The sequence below is a fragment of the Janthinobacterium violaceinigrum genome, from assembly GCF_009208555.1.
GTDB lineage: Bacteria > Pseudomonadota > Gammaproteobacteria > Burkholderiales > Burkholderiaceae_D > Janthinobacterium > Janthinobacterium violaceinigrum.
Window position 1 is genome coordinate 153,158 of record NZ_WFLI01000006.1, and the last position, 21,681, is coordinate 174,838.

General features: G+C 64.6%; 12 protein-coding genes and 1 riboswitch. Of the genes, 6 read left to right on the forward strand and 6 right to left on the reverse strand.

Annotation, left to right across the window (positions count from 1 at the left end; genetic code table 11):
• Positions 1-348 precede the first annotated feature (348 nt).
• Positions 349-8,901, forward strand: a complete 8,553-nt coding sequence (locus GCN75_RS07470; RefSeq protein WP_405002790.1) for a GH36-type glycosyl hydrolase domain-containing protein — start codon at positions 349-351, stop codon at positions 8,899-8,901.
• Here the strand turns inward: GCN75_RS07470 and GCN75_RS07475 are convergent.
• The gene (locus GCN75_RS07475; RefSeq protein ID WP_152282025.1) at positions 8,898-9,083 is read right to left on the reverse strand and encodes a hypothetical protein; all 186 of its coding nucleotides are present in this window, start codon (positions 9,081-9,083) and stop codon (positions 8,898-8,900) included. The two genes, GCN75_RS07470 and GCN75_RS07475, sit on opposite strands and share 4 nt — an antisense overlap.
• A 133-nt stretch (positions 9,084-9,216) precedes the next feature.
• Positions 9,217-9,792, reverse strand: coding sequence for a TMEM165/GDT1 family protein (locus GCN75_RS07480; RefSeq protein WP_152282026.1), 576 nt, complete (start codon positions 9,790-9,792; stop codon positions 9,217-9,219).
• Positions 9,793-9,813: 21 nt separating this feature from the next.
• Positions 9,814-9,983: riboswitch (yybP-ykoY riboswitch) on the reverse strand.
• 145 nt (positions 9,984-10,128) lie between these two features.
• Here GCN75_RS07480 and GCN75_RS07485 point away from each other — a divergent pair.
• The 4 genes from GCN75_RS07485 (at position 10,129) to GCN75_RS07500 (ending at position 16,632) form a co-directional block, all read left to right on the forward strand.
• Positions 10,129-12,522, forward strand: coding sequence for a M1 family metallopeptidase (locus GCN75_RS07485; RefSeq protein ID WP_152282027.1), 2,394 nt, complete (start codon positions 10,129-10,131; stop codon positions 12,520-12,522).
• 119 nt (positions 12,523-12,641) lie between these two features.
• Complete coding sequence (locus GCN75_RS07490; protein ID WP_152282028.1) at positions 12,642-14,501, forward strand: M1 family metallopeptidase; 1,860 nt, start codon at positions 12,642-12,644, stop codon at positions 14,499-14,501.
• Between the two features lie 22 nt (positions 14,502-14,523).
• Positions 14,524-16,161 (forward strand): serine hydrolase, encoded by a 1,638-nt coding sequence (locus GCN75_RS07495; RefSeq protein WP_152282029.1) that lies wholly within the window; start codon positions 14,524-14,526, stop codon positions 16,159-16,161.
• A gap of 276 nt (positions 16,162-16,437) precedes the next feature.
• Complete coding sequence (locus GCN75_RS07500; RefSeq protein WP_152282030.1) at positions 16,438-16,632, forward strand: hypothetical protein; 195 nt, start codon at positions 16,438-16,440, stop codon at positions 16,630-16,632.
• 322 nt (positions 16,633-16,954) lie between these two features.
• Here the strand turns inward: GCN75_RS07500 and GCN75_RS07505 are convergent, their stop codons facing one another.
• Entirely contained in the window at positions 16,955-17,782 is an 828-nt protein-coding gene (locus GCN75_RS07505; RefSeq protein ID WP_193317408.1) for a class I SAM-dependent methyltransferase, read from the reverse strand.
• Between the two features lie 88 nt (positions 17,783-17,870).
• Positions 17,871-18,530 carry a pyridoxamine 5'-phosphate oxidase family protein gene (locus tag GCN75_RS07510; RefSeq protein ID WP_152282032.1) on the reverse strand — a complete coding sequence of 220 codons (660 nt, stop codon included), beginning with the start codon at positions 18,528-18,530 and terminating at the stop codon, positions 17,871-17,873.
• A gap of 108 nt (positions 18,531-18,638) precedes the next feature.
• Here GCN75_RS07510 and pdxR point away from each other — a divergent pair, with 108 nt between their 5' ends.
• Positions 18,639-20,123, forward strand: coding sequence for a MocR-like pyridoxine biosynthesis transcription factor PdxR (pdxR, locus tag GCN75_RS07515; RefSeq protein ID WP_152282033.1), 1,485 nt, complete (start codon positions 18,639-18,641; stop codon positions 20,121-20,123).
• A gap of 10 nt (positions 20,124-20,133) precedes the next feature.
• On the opposite strand, the gene GCN75_RS07520 is transcribed toward pdxR, so the two are convergent.
• The gene (locus GCN75_RS07520; protein WP_152282034.1) at positions 20,134-20,913 is read right to left on the reverse strand and encodes a spermine/spermidine synthase domain-containing protein; all 780 of its coding nucleotides are present in this window, start codon (positions 20,911-20,913) and stop codon (positions 20,134-20,136) included.
• Between the two features lie 59 nt (positions 20,914-20,972).
• Positions 20,973-21,497 (reverse strand): FxDxF family PEP-CTERM protein, encoded by a 525-nt coding sequence (locus GCN75_RS07525; protein ID WP_152282035.1) that lies wholly within the window; start codon positions 21,495-21,497, stop codon positions 20,973-20,975.
• Positions 21,498-21,681 lie beyond the last annotated feature (184 nt).

Consider the following 21,681-nt stretch of genomic DNA (forward strand, 5'->3'; position numbering starts at 1 on the left):
GGGTATGTACGCTAGCGCACGGTCTTGCGTGCAGGGCGCACCTACGATGAAGTTCAGAAAATCTCCCTATACCCTGAGATTCGTCGCAACGCTCCGGCGCTTCGCTTTCCGTCTTCGCCAGTGTCCGATCGTGTTCTTCCAGACTGGGCCAGCGTGACGGTGGCCGCTGGCTGCCTGCGCGCACCTAGCGAGGCCAAGTTGAAAGAGTACACCGCAGTAGTCACGCAGCAGATCCAGCAACAGATTTCCAAGTTTAAAGAAATCTTCCGCGACCATGCCCTCGCACCGGACAGTTTCGACGCCGCGCGCGACGATGCCTTGCCCCTGCGTTCCGAGCTGTTCAGCGCCATGCAGATGGCGGCCCACGGCAAGCACGTGGCTGCCGGCCATGCGGTGGGACGGCACCATGGCCGTGACCGCCTGTTGGCGCGCCTGGCCGACAATGCGGCCCTGATCACGGCCACCGTCAACGAGCTGACGGCCACGGTGAAAAGCGGGCGCCAGGTCACGCCCGCGTCGGAATGGCTGCTCGATAATTTTTATCTGATCGAAGAGCAGATCCGCACCACGCGGCGCCATTTGCCGAAGAACTACAGCAAGGAGCTGCCACGGCTGACTGCCGGCGTGGATGCGGGCTGTCCGCGCGTGTACAAGATCGCGCTGGAAATCATCTCGCATGGCGACGGCCGGGTCGACCTGGAAAACCTGTGCCACTTCATCGAGGCCTATCAGGATGTGGCCACCCTGACCCTGGGCGAACTGTGGGCCGTGCCCATCATGCTGCGCCTGGCCCTGATCGAAAACCTGCGGCGCGTCGCCGTGCGCGTGGCCGATGACCGCATGCAGCGCGACCTGGCCAATACCTGGGCCGACCAGATGACGGAGATCGCCGAGCGCAATCCCAGCGGCTTGATCCTGCTGGTGGCCGACATGGCGCGCTCGAATCCGCCGATGACCAGCGCCTTCGTGGCGGAGCTGTCGCGCCGCCTGCAGGGGCAAAGTTCGTCGCTGACCCTGGCGCTGTCGTGGCTGACGCACAAGCTGGCCGAATCGGGCCTCACCATCGAGCAGCAGATCCAGTCCGAGATCGGGCAGCAGGCGGCCGATCAGGTGTCGATCGCCAACAGCATCGGCAGCCTGCGTTTTCTGGGCACCATGGATTGGCAGGAATTCGTCGAGACCATGAGCGTCGTCGAGCAGACCCTGCGCCTGGACCCGGCCGGCACGTACGGCTTGATGGATTTCGCCACGCGCGACAGCTACCGCCACGCCATCGAGCGCATCGCCAGGCGCAGCGCGCGCAGCGAGGTGGAGGTGGCCGAGATGGTGGTGCAGCTGGCGCACACGCATGGCAACGGCAACGATGCGCGCCGCGGCCACATCGGCTTTTACCTGGTGGGACGCGGCGTGCTGGTGCTGGAAAAGCAGGCTGGCGCCAGGCTGCCGTTTGTCGAGGCGCTGCAGCAGACGGCGCGCGCCGCGCCGCTGGCCGTCTACCTTGGGGCCATCTGTTTCCTGAGCCTGGCGACGAGCGCCTTGCTGCTCGAGCGTGCCGTGCGCCATGGCGTGCAGGGCTGGTCCCTGGCGGCGCTGGGCGTGCTGGCGCTGCTGGGCAGCAGCCAGCTGGCCGTGGCCGTGGTGAACTGGCTGGCGACCCTGATGACGTCGCCGCACCCGCTGCCGCGCATGGATTACCAGGCCGGCATTCCGTCGGACGCGCGCGGCATCGTGGTGGTGCCGACCCTGATCTACAGCCAGGACAACGTGGCGGCCCTGTGCGAGGCGCTGGAAGTGCGCTATCTGGCCAACCGCGATCCGAACCTGCGCTTTTGCCTGCTGACGGACTTTGTCGATGCGGAGGCGCAAACGCTGCCCGGTGACGAGGCCTTGCTGCGCCAGGCGCAGGACACCATCCGTGGCCTGAACGACAAATACCGCGTGGAAGGCATCGAGTTCAAGGACAATGGCGACCCGGCCGAACGCGAAGAGCTGGGCCACGTGGGACCGTTCCTGCTGCTGCACCGTCCGCGCCTGTGGAATTCGCAGCAGAATGCGTGGATGGGGCAGGAGCGCAAGCGGGGAAAATTGTCCGACCTGCACGCGTTCCTGCGCGGCGGCGCGCGCGACAGATTCGCGCTGGTGGAAGGCGAGTTGCGCGGCCTGCGCACGATCAAATACGTGATCACGCTCGACACGGATACGCAGCTGCCGCGCGACGCGGCGCGCGAATTCATCGCCACCATGATGCACCCGCTGAACCGCCCCGTGCTGGATGCGGCCGGCACGCGCGTGGTGGCCGGCTACGGCATCCTGCAGCCGCGCGTGGCCGTCGCGCTGCCCAGCGCGAACGCGTCGCGCTACGAGCTGCTGTGCGGCGGCGAACCGGGCATCGACCCGTACACGCGCACCGTCTCCGACCTGTACCAGGACGTGTTCTATGAAGGCTCCTTCATCGGCAAAGGCATCTATGACCTCGACATGTTCGAGCGCGTGCTGGGCCAGCGTCTGCCCGACAATAAAATCCTCAGCCACGATCTGCTCGAAGGCTGCTACCTGCGCGCCGGCCTGCTCAGCGATTCGCAGCTGTATGAAGAATACCCGGCCCGCTATGACGCCGACGTGAGCCGGCGCCAGCGCTGGATACGCGGCGACTGGCAGCTGGTCGGCTGGCTGCTGGGCCGCGTGCCGGGCCGCGCGGGCAAGCGCGAACGCAATCCCCTGTCGATGCTGTCGCGCTGGAAGCTATTCGACAACCTGCGCCGCAGCGTCGTGGCGCCCGCCACGACATTGTCGCTGCTGCTGGTGTGGGGCTTTTTGCCGCACGTGGCGTTCTGGAGCGCGGCCGTGCTGGCCATCATCTTCCTGCCGCCCGTGTTTTCGGCCCTGTACGACCTGCTGCGCAAACCGCGCGACACCCTGTGGCGCCAGCACCTGGCCGCGTTCGAGCGGCGCTGCGGCGTGCAGTTTTCGCACGCCATGCTGACGCTCGTCTTCCTGCCGTACGAAGCCTGGATCAGCCTGGACGCCATCGCCCGCACCTTGTGGCGCCTGGGCGTGTCGCACAAACATTTGCTCGACTGGCGCGCCTCGAACCTGCACAGCTCTTCCGGCTCGCAGGCCGATAGCTGGCGCGCCATGTGGTGTTCGCCCGCGCTGGCGCTGGCCACCTTTGCTGCCTTGCTGGCCTGGCGCCCCGCCGCCTTGCCGGCAGCGGCCGTGGTGCTGCTGCTATGGCTGGCCGCTCCCGCCATCGCCTGGTGGATCAGCCGTCCCATCGAACGGGCCGTGGCGCGCCTGTCGGCCGAGCAGGGACGCTTCCTGCATGGCGTGGCGCGCAAGACCTGGGCATATTTCGATACGTTTGTCGGCCCCGATGATCACTGGCTGCCGCCCGATAACATGCAGGAGCATCCGAACCTGGTGGTGGCGCACCGCACTTCGCCGACGAATATCGGCCTGGCGCTGCTGGCCAACCTGACGGCCTATGATTTCGGCTACCTCACCATGGGCCAGCTGATCGAGCGCAGCCGCGCCACCTTGCGCAGCATGGGTGAGCTGGAGCGCTTCCAGGGCCATTTCTACAACTGGTACGATACGCAAACGCTGAAGGCCTTGCAGCCCATGTATATCTCGACGGTCGACAGCGGCAACCTGGCCGGCCATCTGCTGACCTTGCAGCCGGGACTGGTGGAACTGTACGACGCGCCCATCATCGGCGCGCAGGTGGTACAGGGCATCCGCACGACGGCGCAGGTGCTGCAGGAGTTCATCGCCGCCGAAGGCGAAGGCAAGGAAATGCGCGCGTCGCTGGCGCTGCTGCAGGCGCCGGCCGCGCCGGCCAGCCTGCCCGAATGGCATGCCTACCTGCATGCGGCGAATGGCGCGGCCGACGCGCTGCTGTCGCTGACCCTGCAAAGCGAGGATGGCGAGCTGTCCATGTGGAGCGGCGCGCTGGCGCGCCAGTGCCGCGCGGCGCTGGCCGAGCTGCTGCAACTGGCGCCGTGGGCGGCGCAAGCGGACCTCGATGCGGCGTGGCAGCGGGTGCCGACCCTGCGCGAACTGGCCAACCTGACGCTCATGGAAGGCACGCCGCCCGAGCTGGCGGCGCTGCTGGTCCAGGGCAGCGAACAGGCGGGCCGCCACATGCGCGACATCGCCCATGCGGCGGGCCAGGCGCGCGACTTTGCGCAGGTCGAATACGCATTCCTGTACAACCCGTCGACAAAACTGCTGGCCATCGGCTACAACGTGAGCGAGCGGCGCCTCGACCCCAGCTACTACGATTTGCTCGCTTCCGAAGTGCGCCTGGCCAGCTTCATCGCCATCGCCCAGGGACAGCTGCCGCAGGAGCACTGGTTCGCGCTGGGGCGCCAGCTGTGCATGGTGGCTGGCCAGCCCGTGCTGCTGTCGTGGAGCGGCTCGATGTTCGAATACCTGATGCCACTGCTGGTGATGCCGAATTATCCGAACACCCTGCTCGACCAGACGTATCACTCCGTCATCGAGGCGCAGATCGACTATGGCCGCCAGCGCGATGTGCCGTGGGGCGTTTCCGAGTCCGGCTACAACACGGTCGACGCCAGCCTGAACTACCAGTACCGCGCCTTCGGCGTGCCGGGACTGGGCTTGAAGCGGGGCCTGGCCGACGACCTGGTGGTGGCGCCGTACGCCAGCATGATGGGTCTGATGGTGCAGCCGGAAGCGGCGTGCCAGAACCTGCAGCGCATGCAGGCGGCCGGCTACATGGGCCGCTACGGCTTCTTCGAGGCGATCGACTTTACCACGGCGCGCCTGCCGCGCGGGCAGGGCAGCGCCGTCATCCGTTCCTTCATGGTGCACCACCAGGGCATGGGTTTCCTGGCCCTCAGCTACCTGCTGCACGACCGCCCCATGCAGCGCCGTTTCGAATCCGATCCGCTGCTGCAATCGGCCTTGCTGGTGCTGCAGGAGCGCACGCCGCAGGCGGGCGCCTTTTACTCGAACACGGCTGAACTGGCGGTGCTGCGCAGCGGCGCGCCCGAGCAGGCCATGCCGATGCGTATCCTCACGCAGGCCAACAGCGCCGTGCCCGAAACGCAGCTGCTGTCGAATGGCCGCTACCACGTCATGGTGAGCAATGCGGGCGGCAGCTACAGCCGCTGGAAAGACTTGTCCGTGACGCGCTGGCGCGAGGACAGCACGCGCGACAACTGGGGCAATTTCTGCTACCTGCGCGACCTCGACGACGGTACCGTCTGGTCCACCATGTACCAGCCCACCCTGGCCGAGCCGAAGAAATACGAGGTGATCTTTTCCGAGGGACGCGCGGAGTTCCGCCGCGCCGACCACGGCCTGGATCTGTACACGGAAATCGTCGTCTCGCCCGAGGACGACATCGAAATCCGCCGCACCCGCATCAGCAACAATTCGAACCGCCAGCGGCGCATCGAGATCACCAGCTTTGCCGAAGTGGTGATGGCGCCGGCGGCGGCCGACGCGGCCCATCCCGCGTTCAGCAAGCTGTTCGTGCAGACGGAAATCCTGGCGCAGGAAAATGCGATTTTGTGCACGCGCCGTCCCCGCTCGAAAGACGAGCAGATGCCGTGGCTGCTGCACGTGATGACGGTGCATGACGCGGAGCGCTACGAGGTCTCGTTCGAGACGGACCGCGCGCGCTTCATCGGCCGCGGCAACACGGCGCAATTACCGCTGGCGCTGCAGGAAAGCGGCCCCTTGAGCGGCGGCCACGGCTCCGTGCTTGACCCCATCGTGGCGATCCGCTACGTCATCACGCTGGCCCCCGACCAGGCCGTGACGGTCGACAGCGTGACCGGCATGGTGGAGCAGCGCGAGGCGGCGCTGCACCTGATCGACAAATACCAGGACCGCCATCTGGCCGACCGCGTGTTCGAACTGGCCTGGACGCACAGCCAAGTGGTGCTGCGCCAGCTGAATGCCAGCGAAGCCGATGCGCAGCTGTATGCGCGCCTGGCCAATGCCGTGATCTATCCGAATGCGGCCTTGCGTGCCGAGGCCAGCATCCTGATCAAGAACCAGCGCGGCCAGTCCGGCCTGTGGGCATATGCCATCTCGGGCGACCTGCCCATCGTGCTGCTGCAGATACGCGATTCGGCCAATATCGAACTGGCGCGCCAGATGGTGCAGGCGCATGCCTATTGGCGCCTGAAAGGGCTGGTGGTGGACCTGGTGATCTGGTACGAGGAACAGTCGGGCTACCGCCAGCTGCTGCACGACCAGATCATGGGCCTGATCGCCTCGGGCATCGATGCGCAGGCGATCGACCGCCCGGGCGGCATCTTCGTGCGCCTGGCCGAGCAGATCGCCAATGAAGACCGCATCCTGCTGCAGTCGGTGGCGCGCGCCATCATCAGCGACCTGCGCGGCACCCTGGCCGAGCAGGTCAAGCGCCCGGCCAGTCCCGTGCTGCGCATGCCGCCGCTGCTGCAAGAGCCCGCGCGCGAGCATGGCGGCGTGCCGCACCGGGCGCCACAGCGCGAGCTGATACTGGAAAATGGCCTGGGCGGCTTCACGCCCGATGGCCGCGAATACGTGATCACCACGGGCGAGGATAAACAGACGCCGGCGCCCTGGTCGAACGTGCTGGCCAATGCGCAATTTGGCACCGTGGTGTCCGAAGGCGGCCAGGCGTATACCTGGAGCGAGAATGCGCATGAATTCCGCCTCACCCCATGGCAGAACGACCCCGTGTCCGACCTGTCCGGCGAAGCGTTCTATGTGCGCGACGAGCAGAGCGGCCAGTTCTGGTCGCCGTCATCGTTGCCCGCGCGCGGCAGCGGCGACTACGTCACGCGCCACGGTTTCGGCTACAGCGTGTTCGAGCACAGCGAAGGGGGCATCGCCACCGAATTGTGCACCTATGTGGCGCTGGACGCGGCCGTCAAATACTCCGTCATCAAGGTGCGCAACGACAGCGGCGTGCCGCGCCGCCTGTCCGTCACGGGCTATGTGGAATGGGTGATGGCCGACCTGCGCGCCAAGTCCGGCATGCACGTGGCCACCGAAGTGGACACCATCAGCGGCGCCCTGTTTGCGCGCAATAACTACAACACGGAGTTTTCAGGCCGCGTGGGCTTTTTCAATACGGACGCCAGCATCCGCTCCATCACTTGCGACCGCAATGAATTCATCGGCCGCAACGGCAGCCTGGCGCAGCCGGCGGCGCTGCGCCGCGTGCGTTTGTCGGGCAAGGCGGGCACGGGGCTGGACCCGTGCGCGGCCATCCAGGTGCCGTTCGAGCTGCAGCCGGGGCAGGAACGCGAAATCGTCTTCCTGCTCGGCGTGGGCGGGCGCCGCAATGCGGATGCCAGCACCATGGTGCAGCGCCATGCGGGCAAGGAGGCGGCCCGCAGTGCGCTCGACGCGGTGCGCGCGCACTGGGACAGCACCCTGGGCGCCGTGCGCATCGAGACGCCCGATCCGTCGCTGGACGTGATCGCCAATGGCTGGCTGATGTACCAGACCATCGCCTGCCGCCTGTGGGCGCGCAGCGGCTATTACCAGTCGGGCGGCGCCTACGGTTTCCGCGACCAGCTGCAGGATGCGATGGCCATGATCCACACGGCGCCGCAGCTGCTGCGCGGCCATTTGCTGCTGTGCGCGGCGCACCAGTTTGTCGAAGGCGACGTGCAGCACTGGTGGCATCCGCCGTCGGACCGGGGCGTGCGCACGCACTGCTCCGACGACTACCTGTGGCTGCCGCTGGCCGCCTGCCGCTACGTGATCGCCACGGGCGACGTCAACGTGCTGTCGGAAGTGGCGCCGTTCATCGAGGGGCGCGCCGTCAAGCCGGAAGAGGATTCGTATTACGACCTGCCCGTGCGTTCGGGCGAATCGGCCGACCTGTACGAGCACTGCGTGCGCGCCATCCGCCACGGCCTGCGCCTGGGCGTGCACGGCTTGCCCCTGATGGGTTCCTGCGACTGGAACGACGGCATGGACAAGGTGGGCGAGCATGGCAAGGGCGAGAGCGTGTGGCTGGCCTTCTTCCTGTACGAGGTGCTGCAGCGCTTCGCGGAAGTGGCCGTGCTGCGCGGCGACGCGGCGTTTGCCCAGTTCTGCCGCGACGAAGCCGTCAAGCTGGCGGCCAATGTCGAGGAACATGCGTGGGATGGCGAGTGGTACCGGCGCGCATATTTCGACGACGGCACGCCATTGGGATCGCATACGAACGAGGAATGCCAGATCGATTCGATTTCGCAAAGCTGGGGCGTGCTGTCGGGCGCGGCCAACAAGGAGCGGGTCGCCGGCGCCATGCGCCAGGTCGATGCGCGCTTGGTGCGGCGCTGGCCGGGCACAGACCTCGGCGTGATCCAGCTGCTCGATCCGCCGTTCGACAAATCCAGCCTCAACCCCGGTTATATCCGCGGCTATGTGCCGGGCGTGCGCGAGAACGGCGGCCAGTACACGCATGCGGCCATCTGGACGGCGATGGCGTTTGCCCGCCTGGGCGATGGTGAAAAGGCGTGGGAACTGCTGCGCATGATCAACCCCGTGCGCCACGGTGTCGATGCGCAGGCGGTGGCGCGCTACAAGGTGGAGCCTTACGTGGTGACGGCCGACGTGTATGCCGTGGCGCCGCACGTGGGACGCGGCGGCTGGAGCTGGTACACGGGGTCGTCGGGCTGGCTGTACCGGCTGATCGTCGAATCGCTGCTCGGCTTGACGCGCGAAGCGAACGTGCTGCGCCTGGCGCCGAACATGCCGGCCGATTGGCGCACCTTCAAGCTGCATTACCGCTTTGGCGCCAGCAGCTACGCGATCACGGTGGAACAGGCGCAGGGACGGCCTGCAGGATTGTCGCTCGACGGCGTGGCGCAGGAGGGCAACAGCATCGCCCTGCGCGACGAGAGCCGCGAGTATGCGGTGCTACTGCTGCTTTAGTCTTGCCACGTATCGTGCTCGGGCCGGCGCAGTCCCAGCAGCAGGATCAGGCCCGCGCCCAGCAACAGCAGGTCGCGCGTGCGCACTTCGGGCACGGACGGCGCTGCCGTCTGGCGGTTCGCCGGCGCCGCCGTGGCGGCGGGGAGCTGGCAGGCGCAGGCGGCCAGGCACAGCGCCGCCATTTTTCCATTCCAATGCATATATTCCTCAAGAAAGCGCGCTGGCCGTTCGGGGCCAGCGCGCCGGTGTTCATGTCGCCGACATTGTAATTATGAACATGAACATTGTAAATGAGAAATTATTTAAAGCTGCGCGTCAGAAGCCCAGCGCCGCGCCCGCGCCCAGCAGGGTCGCCACGCCCAATATGGCAAAGACCAGCGCCGCGATGCCGTGCACGAGGCGCAGCGAGACGCGGTTGGCGATCCTGTCGCCCAGGTATACGGCCGGCACGTTGGCCAGCATCATGCCGAAAGTGGTGCCCAGCACGACGGAGTAGATGTCGTGGTAGCGCGCCGCCAGCGCCACCGTGGCCACCTGCGTCTTGTCTCCCATTTCCGCCATGAAGAAGGCGATCAGGGTGGTCAGGAAGACGCCATACTTGGCCAATCTGGTTTCGTCTTCATCGAGCTTGTCGGGGATCAGGGTCCAGGCAGCCATCGCCAGGAAGGACACGCCCAGTACCCAGCGCAGCACGTCCGGCCCCAGCATGCTGGTGATCCAGGCGCCGACGGCAGCGGCAAACGCGTGGTTGGCGATGGTGGCGACGAAAATGGCCAGCACGATGGGCAAGGGCTTGCGGAATTTGGCGGCCAGCAAAAAGGCCAGGAGTTGGGTTTTGTCGCCGATTTCAGCGAGACCGACGATGCCGGTGGAGATGAGGAATGCTTCCATGAGATTGCAAGAGGTACGCGGGCCGGACGAATTAACCAATGATCCACGGGCGACTCCGGCCCATGCGGCCGCCCTGGATCAATGGTCTCGTCAAGTTCTGCAACCACCTGCACCATGGCCTGCGGGCCAATTATGTTGATACAGGTTCCCGCGGCAGGACCGCAGGACGACTACTCCCCAATGTTCGAGGCGCATCATACGCCAATGCCCGCGTCCGCGCCAGTGCCGCCGGGGGATGCTGCGGCCTGGTGTGTGGGACTTCGACAACAATGACCGTTTTGCAAACAGACTCGACTTAGAATGCAGTCTGTCCACGACTCCCAGATGGAATGCGCCATGCCGGTCCTTGTCCGCTTGCTTGCCCTGTGTTTGACGTTGTTGTCTCCCTTGCCCGGCCTGTGCGCCGCGGCGGCCTTCGACGACAAGTTCCGCCAGCTCGAAGAATTGCTGCCCACGCCGAATGCCTACCGCACCGCGTCCGGCGCGCCGGGCCACGCCTACTGGCAGCAGCGCGCCGACTACGTGATCCGCGCCACCCTGGACGAAGCGCGCCGCGAAATCACGGCCAGCGAACAGATCACCTACCATAACCGCTCGCCCGACAGCCTCGCGTATCTGTGGCTGCAGCTGGACCAGAATGGCTTGCGCAAGGATGCCGACCAGCGCCGCGTCCTGAGCGCGCCGTCGCGCCAGGCCTGGCTCGGTGGCAGCGAAGAGGAAGCGCTGAAATTCGAGGACTTGCGCGCCATCCATGCGGGCCGCGAATTCGACGGCGGCTTCAAGCTCACCGCCGTGAAAGCGGCCAACGGCAAGCCGCTGCCGTATGTCGTCAACCAGACCATGCTGCGCATCGATTTGCCGGTGCCGCTGGCGCCCGGCCAGAGCATCAGCTTCGGCATCGACTGGTCCTACAGTATCAATGACCAGAAGGTGCTGGTCGAGCGCTCCGGCTATGAATATTTTGAAGACGACAAGAACGCGATCTTCCAGGTCGCGCAGTGGTTTCCGCGCATGGCCGCGTATTACGACGCCGTCGGCTGGCAGCACAAGCAGTTCCTCGGCTCGGGCGAATTCACGCTGGAATTTGGCGACTACGAGCTGTACCTGACGGTGCCGGGCGACCATGTGGTGGCCGCCACGGGCGAACTGCAGAATCCTGCCGCCGTCCTGAGCGCGGTGCAGCGCGAGCGCCTGGCGCGGGCGAAGAACAGCGATACGCCGCTGCTGGTGATCACGCCCGCCGAAGCGCTGGCGGCGGAAAAGGGGAAAGCCACAGGCATGAAAACCTGGCACTTCAAGGCGGCCAATGTGCGCGACGTGGCGTGGGCATCGAGCCGCAAGTTCATCTGGGACGCACAGGGCTTGAATAGCGGCGGCAAGCGGGTGATGGCCATGTCCTACTATCCGAACGAGGGCAATCCGCTGTGGCAGCAGTACAGCACGCGCGCCATCGTGCATGCAATCGAGCAGTACAACAAGTACAGTTTCGACTATCCGTATCCGAATGCGCTGTCCGTCAATGGCGCCGTGGGCGGCATGGAGTATCCGATGATCTCGTTCAATGGCGGACGCCCCGTGAAGGACAAGAAGACGGGCGCGCTGACCTATTCGAAGACGGCGAAATATGACCTGATTGGCGTGATCATCCATGAAGTGGGACACAATTATTTTCCCATGATCGTCAACTCGGACGAGCGCCAGTGGACGTGGATGGACGAGGGCCTCAATTCCTTCCTGCAGTACCTGGCCGAACAGGCGTGGGAAGAGCATTTCCCCTCCTGGAATGGCGAGCCGCGCAAGATCGTCGACTACATGCGCAGCCAGAACCAGGTGCCCATCATGACCAATTCCGAGTCCCTGCTGCAGTTCACGGCGAATGCCTACGACAAGCCGGCCACCGCCCTCAACATCCTGCGCGAAACCATTTTAGGGCGCGAGCTGTTCGACTTCGCCTTCAAGCAGTACGCCTTGCGCTGGAAATTCAAACGCCCGACGCCCGCCGACTTTTTCCGCACCATGGAAGATGCGTCCGGCACCGACCTGGACTGGTTCTGGCGCGGCTGGTTCTATACCACCGACGCGGTCGACATCAGCATCGACGGCATCAGCGAATATGGCGTGAGCACGAAGAATCCCGAAGTCGAGAAAGCGTGGAAGAAGGCGCAGAAGGCCGCGCAACCGATCTCGATCTCGGACCAGCGCAACAAGGCGCTGCCGAAGAAGGTCGACCTCGATCCCGCGCTCAAGGATTTCTATAACCAGCACGATGAATTCACGGTCACCAACAAGGACCGCAACAGCTATGCGGAGGAGCAGGAAACGCTGGAGCCATGGGAGAGAAAGCTGCTGGAACAGCACAACATGGGCAAGCATCTGTACCTGGTCGATTTTTCGAATCTCGGCGGCCTGGTGATGCCGCTGATCCTGGAAATCGAACTGAAAAGCGGAAAGAAGATCGTCGAGCGCGTGCCGGCCGAAGTGTGGCGTTACTCTCCGCACAAGATCAGCAAGGTCATCATCACGGACGAGCCGATGGTGGGGCTGGTGCAGGACCCGTATTGGGAGACGGCCGATATCGATACCAGCAATAACGCCTGGCCGAGAAAAATCACGCCATCGCGCCTGGAGCTGTTCAAGCTGGATCGCGACAAGAATAACCTGATGAAGGATTTGAATACGCCGCTCAAGGCGCCGGAGCTCAAGGCCGAGGCCAGGCCCGAGGCGAAATAGGCCGGGGGCGCCGGCCGCTCCGGCGCTTTTTTTCTGCCGGCCTGCGCCGGAAGTGCTATTCTGCGCGACGCCCCGGCGCACACGGACCGGGGCTTTCGCAAATCATTCAAAAGACGACCATGCAAACTTTGACCTTCCTGCGCGCGCTGGGCTGTGCGCTACTCTGCCAGGTAACCCTGGCCGCGCACGCCGATCCCCTCAGCTACGCGCGTTACGACCAGGTGCGCACGCGCGACCTGCAGCTGGACCTGAAAGCCGACTTCAAGCAAAAGACCTTGAGCGGCTATGCCGAGCTGTCGTTGAACTGGATCGACCCGGCGGCGCGCACCCTGGTGCTCGATACGCGCGACCTGTCGATTGCGAAAGTGCAGGTACAGGACAAGCGCGGCGCATGGCAGATGGCGCCGTACCAGCTGGACAAGGCCGACCCGGAAAAGGGCCAGGCGCTGCGCATCACGACCACGGGCCAGCCGGGCAAGGTGCGCGTCTACTATCACACGGCGCCCAACGCCATCGCGCTGCAGTGGCTCACGCCGCAGCAGACCATGTCGGGCAAGCTGCCTTTCATGTTCAGCCAGTCGCAAAGCATCAACGCCCGCTCGTGGGTGCCGTCGCAGGATACGCCGGCCGTGCGCTTTACCTATGGCGCGCGCATCGAGGCGCCGAGCGGCATGCGCGTCGTGATGAGTGCCGAGAACGACGAAAAGGCGACGGGCAAGGGCGGCTGGAAATTCAGGATGCCGCAGCCGATTCCTTCCTACCTGCTGGCCATCGCCATCGGCGAACTGGAAGTGCGTAAACTCGGCCCCCGCTCCGCCGTGTATGCGGAACCGCCGCGCATCAAGGCCGCCGAATACGAGCTGGCCGACACGGAAAAGATGATCCAGGCCGCCGAGGCCCTGTATGGCCCGTATGGCTGGGGCCGCTACGACATGATCGTGCTGCCGCCATCGTTCCCCTACGGCGGCATGGAAAACCCGCGCCTGACCTTCCTCACGCCGACCATGATCGCGGGCGACCGCAGCCTGGTCGACCTGATCGCGCATGAACTGGCCCACTCGTGGTCGGGCAACCTGGTCACCAACGCGTCGTGGAAGCACATGTGGCTCAACGAAGGCTTTACCACCTACGTCACCACGCGCATCGTCGAGCAGCTGTATGGCAGCGAAGTGGCGCAGATGGGCGTGCAGGTCGACCAGGAAGAACTGGCCGCCTCGATCAAGGAACTGCCGGCGGCGAAAACGGCGCTGGTCACGCGCGATGCGGACGCCAATCCCGCGGAAACGTACACGGACGACGGCATCATCTATCCGAAGGGCGCCTGGTTCCTGGCCACCATGGAACGCCGCGCGGGCCGTGCCGTGTTCGATCCTTTCCTGCGCGGCTGGTTCGACCAGCATGCGTTCCAGAGCGTGACGACGGACCAGTTCGTTGCCTACCTGCGCAAGAACCTGCTGGCGCAGCATCCGGACGTGATGCCGGAAGCGGAACTCCAGGAGTGGCTGTATGGCACGGGCGTGCCGGCCAGCGCGCAGCGCGTCGTGTCGCCGCGCCTGGCGCTGCTGGACCAGCACCGCGACGCCTGGCTGAAAGGCGAGCTGGCGACGAAGGACCTGGGCATGGACAAGTGGATCGCCATCGAATCGATGCACTTCCTGAACGATATCAACAACAAGACCAGCGCGGCGCAATTGCGTGAGCTGGACCAGGTCTACGGCGTGGGCAAGAGCGGCAACAATGAAGTGGCGTACCGCTTCTACCTGGCCTCCGTGAACGCCGGCTACGATGTGCGCCAGCCGCTGCAAGCGTTCCTGATGAGCGTGGGCCGCCAGAAGTTCGTCGTGCCCCTGTACGGCGCCTTGATGAAGACGCCGCAAGGCCATGCCTGGGCCAAGGACGTGTATGCGCAGGCGCGCGAACGCTACCACCCGGTGACGCAGGAAAGCGTCGACAAATTGATGGCCGCGCAAGCGCATTAAACCTTTTTTGGACATCCTGACCATGCATTCCATGAACCGTCTTGCCGCCGCCATCGTGCTGGCGTTTTCCAGCATCGCCGTGCCGGCGTTGGCTCTTGACGCCGCACCCGTCGCAGCCGCCGCATCCGCGCCTGCGCCGGCCTTCGATCTTGACCGCGACGTCGCCACCGCCCTGAAAGTGTTCGACGTGCCCGGCATGGCGATCGCCATCGTCAAGGATGGCAAGGTCGTCACCGCCAGGGGCTTTGGCGTGCGCAAGCTGGGCGAGCCGGCGGCCGTCGATGCGAAGACGCTGTTCGAAGTGGCATCGAACTCGAAGGGCTTCACGGCCGCCGCGCTGGCCATGCTGGTCGACGAAGGCAAGCTGGCCTGGGACGATCCCGTCACCAAGCACTTGCCCGGCTTCCAGATGCACGATTCCTACGTGACGGGCGCCATGACCATCCGCGATTTGCTGACGCACCGCAGTGGCCTGGGCCTGGGCGCGGGCGACTTGCTGTGGTGGCCCACCACCACGTTCAGCACGGACGAGATCATCGAGAAGCTGCGCTACATCCGTCCCGCCACGAGTTTTCGCAACAGCTATGCCTACGATAACCTGCTGTACATCGTGGCCGGCAAGATCATCGCCGACAAGGCGGGCAAGAGCTGGGGCGAGGCCATGCATGAGCGCATCCTGGCGCCGCTGGGCATGACGGGCACGACTACGAGCCTGCTTGAAAACGCGGGCAATCCCGATGTCGCCAATGCGCACAGCAAGATCGACGGCAAGATCGCCGCCGTCAAGTCGATGCCCGTGCCGAACGCCGTGGGCGCCGTCGGCATCAACACGAATGCGGAAGATATCGCCAAGTGGATGATGGTGCTGCTCGACGGCGGCAAGATCGCCGGCGTGAAGGACAAGGACGGCAAGGAAGCGCGCCTGTTCAGCGAAAAGCAGGGCCGCGAAATGTGGACGGCGCAAACGCCGATCAAGATTCCCGAACCGAAACCGGCGCTGGCGGCGACCAAGCCGAATTTCAGCGCGTATGGCCTGGGCTTCCAGCTGCGCGACTACAAGGGCATGAAGGTGGCCATGCACGGCGGCGCGCTGCAGGGATTTTATTCGCGCGTGGTGATGGTGCCGGAAGCAAAACTGGGCGTGGCCATTCTGACCAATGCGGAAAACGGCGGTTCCATGACGGCGCTGCAATGGCGCATTCTCGACCATTACCTGCAGGCGGCGCCGTCGGACTGGCTCGCGCTGGTGGCCAAGGTGGAGCAGGACCAGCATGCGGAGGAAGTCAAGAAGCAGGGCAAGGCGTCGAGCGCGCGCGCGGCCAAATCGCAGCCGTCGCTGCCGCTGGCGGCGTATGATGGCGAGTACGAGGATGCCTGGTATGGCAAGGTCGTGATCAAGCCCGAGGGCAAGAAGCACATCCTCAGTTTTACGCGCACGCCGGACCTGACGGGCGAGCTGGAACACTGGCAGCACGATACCTTCATCGTGCGCTGGAAAGAGCGCAACTTCAACGCCGACGCCTACGTGACGTTCTCGCTCAATCCCGATGGCAGCATCGACAGGGTGAAGATGGCGCCCGTGTCGGCCGAGACGGATTTCAGCTATGACTTCCAGGACCTGAGCCTGGTGCCGGTGAAACCGAAGGAAGCGAAGAAATAAGGTGTCGATACAAAAACCGCAGCGTCGCCTGCGGTTTTTTTTCGCCTGTTTCCATGCAAGTGCGCGGCAGAATGGTAGCAGGCCGGTTTTTATTTCATGAAACAGGCAGAAAAAGAAACGTTATCTTGTTTTCTTGTTTGCGTATTTATTAACTTTTTAGGGTGCTATTATTTCCATGCGCCACGAAATTCGTCTGCCGACAGGCGGTTTCCGGCGGCTGAAGCCTGTGTCTTCAGTGGTTTTTATAACGACTCAACTCTTGGGAATGGGATAAAAATGATCAATGTGAAAAAAGCCGTCTTTGTCTTTTGCGCCGCCGTCGGTTTTGCCGGCGCCATCAGCTCTTCCGCGTATGCGCTGCCAACGCGCGAAACCTGCGAGGAAGCCTATACCGCGTGCGTGACGGACGGCGATGCCAGCGCCTGCACGCTGGTCAAGCGCCTGTGCGGCGTGTACGGCATCTACCTGTAAGCATGCGGTGGCACGCGCCAGAACATGCGTGCGCCACCAGTTGTTTTTGGCTCAATTCTTTGGGAACGAGATAAACATGATCAATGTAAAAAAAGCCGTCTTTCTCTTCGGTGCCGCCTGTGGCCTCGCTGGTGTCTTGAACACTGCGTACGCGCAACCGACATTCCGTGAGTGCTCGAAAGCGTTGATTGAGTGCACCGTGGACGCGAATGCAAACCAGTGCACATTCGTATCGCGCTATTGCGCGGTATATGGCATGTATATCTAGGGTAGCGTTTGAAGCAGCACAGGCGGCGCGCCAGGACGGCGCGCCGCCATTTTTTTACGGCTTGACGAACTTCAGGGTCATGCGGTCGCTCTCGCCGATGGCCATGTATTTGGCCCGTTCCACGTCCTTGTTGGCGTAGGTGGGCGGCAGTGCCCAGACGCCGCCTTCATGGTCCGCCGTATCCTTGGGATTGGCGTTGATTTCCGACTTGGCCGCCAGTTTGAAACCGGCGTTCTCGGCCAGCTTGATCACATACGCCTCGTGCATGTAGCCGCTGCTGGCCGTGGCGTCCTGCGCCTTGTTCGCCGGCAGGCGGTGTTCGACGACGCCGAACACGCCGCCCGGTTTGAGGCTGTCATACACCTCCTTGAACAGGGTTTTCATGCCCTCGTCGCCGATCGGTATCCAGTTGTGGATATTGCGGAAGGTGAGCACCATGTCGGCCGTGCCCTTGGGGGCGATGCGGTAGGTGGTGGGCGGCGCGAAGGCGCCGATGGCTACCTTGCCGAAAGCGGCCGGGTTGGCGTCGAGTTTTTGCTGGAAGCGCGCCGCGCCGCGGCGTGCGCCTTCGCTGGCGGACTGCGGGTCGTTGCCGGCGGCGATCAGCTTGCCGTTGTCGCGCAGGTAGGGCGCCAGGATCTCCGTGTACCAGCCGCCCCCGGGCGCCAGTTCCACCACCGTCATGTTCGGCTTGATGCCGAAGAACGTCAGCGTTTCATACGGGTGGCGGGCGCTGTCGCGCAGCGCGTTGGCCGGCGTGCGCGCACTGCCGGCGATGGCCGCCTTCAGGGCCGTGTCACCCGCATCGGCGGCCAGTGCCGCGCCGCTGCCGCCACAGGCCAGCATGACCGTCAAGGCCGCAGCCAGGGATACTCGCTTCATCATCATATGCTCCATGCGTGATTGGATCGGTTGGTAAATTGGTGGCGATCGCCATCAATGCCGATCATCGGGCAAGCACGCTGGCCGGTCAAGCGGATTCCGTCCCCCAGGCGGCGGCATACGGGGGCAATTCGCAGGTGTTGAGCGCATCGGCGATGGCCGCGCCACGGCCGTGCGTAAAGGGCAGTTCGCCCGTCCAGACGGCATGCGCCATGTCGCCCGCATCGTCGAGCGGCCCGCCCGTGCGCTGCTTGACGGCGCATTCGTCGAGCGCGATGCGCAGCACGGTGGTGGCCGCGTATTCCTTGGCGCTGCCGCCGCGCACCTGTGCCAGGCGGCCCGGCGCCAGCTTCTCCATCAGCGCGTCCATGGCCGCATGCTGCTGGCCGATGTCGCTGACTTTTTCAAACTGCCCGTATACCATCGCCGAGCGGTAGTTCATGGTGTGATTGAAGGCGGAGCGCGCCAGCACCAGGCCGTCGAGATGGCTGACCGTCACGCACGCGTCGCCGTCGAGCAGGAGCTGCTTGAGCATGCGGCTGCCGTTCGAACCATGGATGTACAGGTGGTCACCGATGCGCCAGCAGGCGGTCGGGATGCAATGGCTGCCCTTGTCGTCGCGGAAGGCGATATGGCACAGGTAGGCGGCATCGAGGATGGCGTGCAGGGCGGCCTGTTCATAGCTGGCCAGTTCGGCGACGCGGCGCACGCGGGTACGGAGGCTGGGGGGCAGGGCGGTAGCGGTCATGGTGGAAGTCCCGTTGGTTGAAGAAGCAGGCCGCACTATAATCGGCATCTGGCCCTGAAAAAAGATCCAGAACCGACAAATAATTTAGAGCCACAATGAAGGGGGCGCATGGACTTCGCTTTGCTGCTGAACGCGTTCGAGCGCACGCACCGCGGGCGGGGCTGGTCGCGCCAGCGCCTGCTGCATGAATGCCTGCGCGCGGCGATCCGCGGCGGCCAGCTGGCGCCGGGCACGCGTCTGGCCGCCACGCGCGTGCTGGCGGCCGAACTGGGACTGGCGCGCAATACCGTGCTGTACGCCTACGAGCAACTGGCCAGCGAGGGCTTTGTCTTGCCGGACCGGCGCGGCACCGTGGTCGCCGGCAGCGCTGGCGTGCCGGCGGCTGCGCCTGCGGCCGGTGGCAACGGTGGCTTGTCGCGCCGCGTGCAGCATTTGCGCGGCGTGGCGGGACAGGATGTGAATGCGTCGGTGGTGTTTCCCGCCGACGCGATGGGCGCGTTTGCCCCCGGCGTGCCGGCGCTTGATGAATTCCCGCTGGCGCAATGGCGGCGCATGCTGGACCGCGCGTGGCGCGCGCTGACGCCGCGCCAGCTCAATTACGGCGATCCTGCCGGCGAGCCGCAGTTGCGCATGGCCATTGCCGACCATTTGCGCGCCGCGCGCGGCGTCGTGTGCGATGCGGGCCAGGTGTTCATCACGGACGGCACGCAGAGCAGCCTCGATGTGTGCCTGCGCGCCTTTGCCGACCAGGGCGACACCCTGTGGATCGAGCATCCCGCTTATGGCGGCGCGCTGGCGGCAGGCCGCGGCGCCGGCCTGCAGGTGACGGGCATTGCCGTCGACATGGATGGCATCGCGCCCACGGACGAGGACTGGCACGCGGCGCCGCCGCGCCTGATCTACACGACGCCGTCGCACCAGTACCCGACGGGTAGCGTGCTCAGTCCCGCGCGCCGCATGGCGCTGCTGGAGCGCGCCCGTGCCGCTGGCGCCCTGATCATCGAGGACGATTACGACAGCGAGTTTCGCCATGGCGGCCCGCCCCTGGCGGCCATGCAGGGACTGGTGGCCGATGCGCCCGTCGTGTATCTGGGCACGTTCAGCAAGACCATGTTTCCCGCCTTGCGCCTGGCCTTTATCGTCGTGCCGGCCCCGCTGGCCGGAGCCTTTGCGCAGATGCAGGCGCAGGGCGCCGCCCGGGGGCGGGTGGCGGAACAGCTGGCGCTGGCCGAGTTCCTGCGCAGCGGCCTGTTTGCGCGCCATGTGCGGCGCATGCGCCGCCTGTACCGCCAGCGTCGCGATGCCTTGAGCGAGGCGCTACAGCGCCATGCGTGCGCGGGCGCGGCCATCCATGGCGGCACGGCCGGCATGCACCTGGCGCTGCGTTTTCACGATGCGGCGTGGGATGACCTGGCCCTGAGCCGCCGCGCTGCGCAGGATGGCATCGTGGCGCTGGCGCTGTCCGCGCATGGCACGGGCAACAGGATGGACGAGGGCGCAGGCTGGAACGGTTTCCTGCTCGGGTATGCGCAGGTGCCGGCCGAGAACATGGATGGCCTGGCGCGCCGTTTGGGTGCGCTGCTGCCGGCGTGAGGCTGGCGCCTTACTGCTGGTCCAGCATCCACTGCTTCAAGCCGTTGACCCAGTTCTTGGCAGGCAGGTTGAACTGCTTCTTGATGGCGGCGGCGCGCTCGTACAAGTCGCTGAAGTCGAGCGATGGCGATTTTTTGAAGGCCAGCACGACGATGTTTTCATCTTCCATTTCCGGCACCCAGACGACGGCGTCGAAGACCAGTTCCATCGCCTGCAAATTCTTGTCGTAGTTGGGGAAGTCGCCGAAGACATTCGTGCACATGATGCCGTCGTCCGTCAGGCAGTCGAAGCAGGCCTGGTAGAACTCGGGCGTGTCGAGCACGGGACCGCGCGCCTCTTCGTCGTACAGGTCCACTTGCAGCGCGTCGACGGTGCCATGGTTGGCAGGGTCGAGCACGAAGTCGAGCGCATTCATTTCGCGCACGTCGAGGCGCGCGTCGTTCGGCGGCAGCGCGAACTGGGCGCCGCAGATGGCGATCACGTTCGGATTGAGTTCGATGGCCGTGACCGCGGCGTCGGGAAAGCGGCGGTAGCTGAATTTGGTCAGCGCGGCGCTGCCCAGGCCCAGCTGCACGATGCGTTTGGGCTGCGTCTTGAACAGCATCCACATCATCATCATCTGCACGTATTCGAGCTCGATGGCGTCGGGTTTGTCCAGGCGCATGGCGCCCTGCACCCACTTGGTCCCCAGGTGCAGGTAGCGGATGCCGCGGTGTTCGGTGGTGGTGGCAGGCGGATGGCCCGGGTGGCTGAAAGCGGTATGGCTGGTGGAGGTAAAGTCGGTCGTCATGGCGGCAGTTTAGCAGCCGGACGCAAAAAAGACGCCGCAGCGTCTTTTGGGTGGGGAGCTCAAGATTGCTTGCGGCGTCGCGCCAGGAAGCCCAGTACGCCGAGGCCGGCCAGCAGCATGCCATACGTTTCCGGTTCGGGGACCGGGGCCAGGTTCAGGTTGAAGGTGCCGCCATAGCTGCCGCCATTGCTGTTGCCCATGACGGTGAGGACCATGGGGCCGTTGAATAGCAGGCTGGTTTGCGCCAGCACCTCGCCCTGGGCATAGCCGAAGACGGTGGGACCGCCAAAGCCAGTCAGGGCGATGCCGTTCAGGTTGGCACCGCTGAAGTTGATGGACGAAGCGTCGCTGCCTGTGACCGACAGGTTGGCCAGGAAGGCTTGCGCGGTCGAACCGAAAGTTGCGTCGGGAGTGAAGGTGAAGGTATCGGTAAAGGCGCCGAGCGGGCTGGGCGTGGCGTTGAAGCCGCCTGTCCACAGGTTGCCCGTAGTGTTGCTCAGGTCCACGTTGTACGCTGTCGCCTGCGCTGCACCGATGGAAGCTGCGCTCAGGAGCGCTACTGCGATGAGTGATTTCAGTTTCATATTTATCCCCGCGAAAAAACGATTGATGTTTCAAAAAAACCGTGCCGCTCAGATAAATTATCGCCAAGACATTTCATTGTCAATGAGCTATTTTTATATCATTATGCAAACTTAAATAGCTTATTTCTAACATACGGGCATGGCGCTCGAACTGTTGCAATATTTAAAACTCTAATTGTCAATA